Below are 739 nucleotides of genomic sequence, written 5' to 3' on the forward strand. Positions count from 1 at the left end.
ACGAGTCGGCGACCCGTCGGGGAATCCGGTCTTCGCCGACGTATACGACCGCCGGCTCCCCGTGCCGGGAGGGCCCTCACGCTGCGGTGGCCGCACTCTCTGCTCATCGCGTCGTGCCAGGTCGGCCGGCTGGTGAACATCGAACACGCTGAGCCGCTGAACTTCGTCATGGCGGTGCTCGCCGGCGGCGGGGAGCAGGTGGTGGCCTGCATCGACAACGTCGACGACTTCTCTGCCGGCGAGACGGCCGCCGACATCGTGCAGAGGAGCCGGATGGGCGGCACTCGGCTGGACGTCGCCCTCCGCGACGCCCAACTGGAGTGGGTGAACGGCGACTGGCCCGACATCGCCTGGATACTGTTCGCCGCCTACGCACGCTGATCCACTGTCGTCAATAAGCGCGCCCGTTCTTGACCTTTCGGTTGGGAGGTCGTCGCCCAGCGAGCCGCCGAGGCGGGCGGGGGTGGCAGCAACGGCACCATTCGCCGCTGCCACCCATCCACCTTCAGGCTGAGCGGCCCTCGGCCGCTGAGGACAGGCCCGACGCCGTCGGGTCAGCAGTCCTCCAGGGCCCGCTCCGCCCGCTCCCGGCGGTCGTCCTCGTCGTCGTAGCGGTCTAGGACGAACCACCGCCGGCGCCACTCCCGATACCCGCCGGAAGCGCCCCTGTCCGCGCGGCAAGCCGTGACGCCGCGGAGGAATGCTGGCATCGTCGCGCTGCCGATGGCGTTCGCGTTTC

The 739-nt window shown here is 70.5% G+C and carries 2 protein-coding genes; one reads left to right on the forward strand and one right to left on the reverse strand.

Annotated features, from left to right (window positions below; translation table 11 throughout):
- The first annotated feature begins 132 nt into the window (after positions 1-132).
- Complete coding sequence (locus tag ACFOYX_RS29320; protein ID WP_377534586.1) at positions 133-381, forward strand: hypothetical protein; 249 nt, start codon at positions 133-135, stop codon at positions 379-381.
- 173 nt (positions 382-554) lie between these two features.
- Here ACFOYX_RS29320 and ACFOYX_RS29325 read toward each other — a convergent pair.
- The coding region (locus ACFOYX_RS29325; RefSeq protein ID WP_377534588.1) for a hypothetical protein at positions 555-739 on the reverse strand (185 nt) is incomplete at its 5' end.

Source organism: Micromonospora sp. GCM10011541 (assembly GCF_042650725.1).
Classification (GTDB): Bacteria; Actinomycetota; Actinomycetes; order Mycobacteriales; family Micromonosporaceae; genus Micromonospora; species Micromonospora sicca.